General features: G+C 57.7%; 5 protein-coding genes. All 5 read left to right on the top strand.

Translation table 11 applies throughout. The features are described from left to right. Positions 1-162 precede the first annotated feature (162 nt). Complete coding sequence (ffh, locus tag DBR24_RS11070; protein ID WP_123464947.1) at positions 163-1,539, top strand: signal recognition particle protein; 1,377 nt, start codon at positions 163-165, stop codon at positions 1,537-1,539. Between the two features lie 311 nt (positions 1,540-1,850). Further along, a complete protein-coding gene (gene rpsP, locus DBR24_RS11065) occupies positions 1,851-2,102 on the top strand; it encodes a 30S ribosomal protein S16 (protein WP_003198088.1) in 252 nt (83 codons plus the stop codon). Between the two features lie 5 nt (positions 2,103-2,107). Then, positions 2,108-2,644: a ribosome maturation factor RimM gene (gene rimM / locus DBR24_RS11060; RefSeq protein WP_085688896.1), complete on the top strand. Its 537-nt coding sequence runs from the start codon at positions 2,108-2,110 to the stop codon at positions 2,642-2,644. Positions 2,645-2,646: 2 nt separating this feature from the next. Further along, a complete protein-coding gene (gene trmD, locus DBR24_RS11055; protein WP_090281920.1) occupies positions 2,647-3,399 on the top strand; it encodes a tRNA (guanosine(37)-N1)-methyltransferase TrmD in 753 nt (250 codons plus the stop codon). A gap of 45 nt (positions 3,400-3,444) precedes the next feature. Continuing rightward, positions 3,445-3,607: 50S ribosomal protein L19 (locus DBR24_RS11050; RefSeq protein WP_128614750.1), on the top strand; the 163-nt coding region annotated here is incomplete at its 3' end.

Raw genomic sequence — 3,607 nt, 5'->3', positions numbered from 1 at the left:
CCATGGCACGAAAGACTCAGGAAGCTGACAGCGAGGTGTCCGCCGGCCGCAGTCTTCGCTATAATCCGCGACCTGCCCACGCCGCAGGCTCGCCGAGCACAAGTTGAATCCGGTCTGGGCCGCCATTATCCCGGTCTACACAGGGCCTGAAAGGATCGCGCAATGTTTGAAAACTTAACCGACCGTCTCTCGCAGACGCTGCGCCATGTCACCGGCAAGGCGAAGCTGACCGAGGACAACATCAAAGACACCCTGCGCGAAGTGCGCATGGCGTTGCTCGAAGCCGACGTCGCCCTGCCGGTGGTCAAGGACTTCGTCAATTCGGTCAAGGAGCGCGCTGTCGGCACTGAGGTGTCGCGCAGCCTGACGCCGGGTCAGGCGTTCGTGAAAATCGTCCAGGCCGAACTCGAAAGCCTGATGGGCGCGGCCAACGAAGACTTGAACCTGAGCGCCGTGCCGCCAGCCGTTATTCTGATGGCCGGTCTGCAGGGTGCCGGTAAAACCACCACCGCCGGCAAACTCGCGCGCTTCCTCAAAGAGCGCAAGAAGAAGTCGGTGATGGTCGTGTCGGCGGACGTTTATCGTCCCGCGGCTATTAAACAGCTGGAAACCCTGGCCAACGACATCGGCGTGACGTTCTTCCCGTCCGATCTGAGCCAGAAGCCGGTCGACATCGCCAGCGCGGCTATTAAAGAAGCCAAACTGAAATTCATCGACGTGGTCATCGTCGACACCGCCGGTCGCCTGCACATCGACGAAGAGATGATGGGCGAGATCAAGGCGTTGCATGCCGCGATCAACCCGGTCGAAACCCTGTTCGTGGTCGACGCCATGACCGGTCAGGACGCCGCCAACACGGCGAAGGCCTTCGGTGATGCGCTGCCGCTGACCGGCGTGATCCTGACCAAGGTCGACGGCGACGCCCGTGGCGGTGCCGCCCTGTCGGTGCGCGCCATCACCGGCAAGCCGATCAAGTTCATCGGGATGGGCGAGAAGAGCGAAGCGCTCGATCCGTTCCACCCTGAGCGTATCGCTTCGCGGATTCTCGGCATGGGCGACGTGCTCAGCCTGATCGAGCAGGCTGAAGCGACGCTCGACAAGGACAAGGCCGACAAGCTGGCCAAGAAGCTGAAGAAGGGCAAGGGCTTCGACCTCGAAGACTTCCGCGATCAGCTGCAACAGATGAAGAACATGGGCGGCCTCGGCGGCCTCATGGACAAACTGCCGAGCATCGGCGGCGTCAACCTGTCGCAGATGGGCAATGCCCAGAATGCTGCAGAGAAGCAGTTCAAACAGATGGAAGCCATCATCAATTCCATGACCCCGGCCGAGCGCCGTGACCCTGAGCTGATCAGCGGTTCGCGCAAACGCCGGATCGCCATGGGTTCCGGCACCCAGGTGCAGGACATCGGCCGCTTGATCAAGCAGCACAAGCAGATGCAGAAGATGATGAAGAAATTTACCGCCAAAGGCGGTATGGCAAAAATGATGCGCGGCATGGGCGGTATGTTGCCCGGCGGCGGCATGCCAAAAATGTAAGGTGCCCCGTTTCACCCATTCTGCTCGCTTATGGCGAGTGAAATGGGTGAGACAGGACACTAAGACTTCGCCGGTCGTCGCACCGGCGCAGACCCTGCAAGGACGCAGGATCAACAGCAAACCCGCACTCGGCGGGAGCTGACTGGCCGTTTTCATCGACGGCTCTCTATGCAAATCTGCACGGCATGCCATAGGCGCCGGAAAAAGTCATTTGCAAAAGTCCGGATATTCCTTAGAATATGCGGCCTTTCGGGCACCCATGCCCGCTGTGCATTTAGATTTGCAGCACCGACTACAGGAACGATGTTCACATGCTAACAATCCGTCTTGCCCTTGGCGGCTCCAAAAAGCGCCCGTTTTACCACCTGACCGTAACCGACTCGCGTAACCCGCGTGACGGCTCCCACAAAGAACAGGTTGGTTTCTTCAACCCTGTTGCCCGTGGTCAGGAAGTCCGTCTGTCCGTGAACCAAGAGCGCGTTGCCTACTGGCTGAGCGTTGGTGCACAACCTTCTGAGCGCGTTGCTCAGTTGTTGAAGGAATCTGCCAAGGCTGCGGCCTGAGCAATATGAACGCGACGCCTGCTGTTGCCGATGATTTGATCGTTATTGGCAAAATTTATTCTGTTCACGGCGTTCGCGGCGAAGTGAAGGTTTATTCCTTTACTGATCCGACTGAAAACCTGTTGCAGTACAAAACCTGGACGCTCAAGCGCGAAGGCAATGTCAAACAGGTCGAGCTGGTCAGTGGACGCGGGAGCGATAAGTTCCTGGTCGCAAAGCTCAAGGGTCTCGATGATCGTGAAGAAGCTCGTCTTCTGGCCGGTTATGAGATCTGCGTGCCGCGCAACCTGTTCGCTGAATTGACCGAAGGCGAGTACTACTGGTACCAGCTGGAAGGTCTGAAGGTCATCGACACCCTCGGGCAATTGCTGGGGAAAATCGATCATCTTCTGGAAACCGGCGCCAATGATGTAATGGTAGTCAAGCCTTGCGCTGGCAGCCTGGATGATCGTGAACGCCTGTTGCCCTATACGGAGCAATGCGTGTTGGCTGTCGACCTCGCAGCGGGCGAGATGAAGGTGGATTGGGATGCGGACTTCTAAACGTGGCTAATTTGCGCGTAGAAGTGATCAGTTTGTTTCCCGAGATGTTTTCCGCCATTGGCGACTACGGCATCACCAGTCGTGCGGTCAAACAGGGGCTCTTGCAGCTGACCTGTTGGAATCCGCGAGATTACACGACGGATCGGCATCACACTGTGGACGATCGCCCGTTTGGCGGTGGTCCGGGCATGGTGATGAAGATCAAGCCCCTGGAAGATGCTCTGGTTCAGGCCAAGGCAGCAGCCGGGGAGGCGGCGAAGGTGATTTACCTGTCCCCCCAAGGCCGTCAACTGACTCAGTCGGCGGTACGCGAGCTGGCACAATCGGATGCACTGATCCTGATTGCCGGCCGCTATGAAGGCATTGACGAGCGCTTTATTGAGGCTCATGTCGATGAAGAGTGGTCGATTGGCGACTATGTACTGTCTGGCGGCGAGCTGCCGGCCATGGTCCTGATCGATGCGGTTACACGACTGCTGCCTGGAGCTTTAGGGCATGCGGATTCCGCTGAGGAAGATTCCTTTACGGATGGTCTGCTGGATTGCCCGCACTACACCCGACCTGAGGTGTATGCGGATCAGCGTGTTCCCGACGTGTTGCTGAGTGGCAATCACGCGCATATCCGGCGTTGGCGTTTACAGCAGTCCCTTGGTAGGACCTATGAACGACGCGCCGATCTTCTGGAAAGCCGCTCGCTTTCTGGAGAAGAGAAGAAGCTGCTCGAGGAATACATCCGCGAGCGGGACGATAGTTAACAACGTATCGATGGTAGATCAGTTGATTTACCTTAGGAGCACAGCATGACCAACAAAATCATCCTTGCACTCGAAGCAGAGCAGATGACCAAAGAAATCCCTACCTTTGCCCCGGGCGACACCATTGTCGTTCAGGTGAAAGTGAAGGAAGGCGATCGTTCCCGTCTGCAAGCGTTCGAAGGCGTTGTAATCGCCAAGCGTAACCGCG

This window comes from Pseudomonas sp. HMWF006, assembly GCF_003061205.1.
Taxonomy (GTDB): Bacteria; Pseudomonadota; Gammaproteobacteria; order Pseudomonadales; family Pseudomonadaceae; genus Aquipseudomonas; species Aquipseudomonas monsensis.
The sequence above is the reverse complement of the archived record's forward strand: the minus strand, read 5'-3'. Positions and strand labels throughout refer to the sequence as shown.

Excerpts from the sequence above, each read along its gene's own strand:
- rpsP (WP_003198088.1), top strand. The coding sequence starts at position 1,851 with ATGCTAACAATCCGTCTTGCCCTTGGCGGCTCCAAAAAGCGCCCGTTT.
- rimM (WP_085688896.1), top strand. The coding sequence starts at position 2,108 with ATGAACGCGACGCCTGCTGTTGCCGATGATTTGATCGTTATTGGCAAA.
- ffh (WP_123464947.1), top strand. The coding sequence starts at position 163 with ATGTTTGAAAACTTAACCGACCGTCTCTCGCAGACGCTGCGCCATGTC.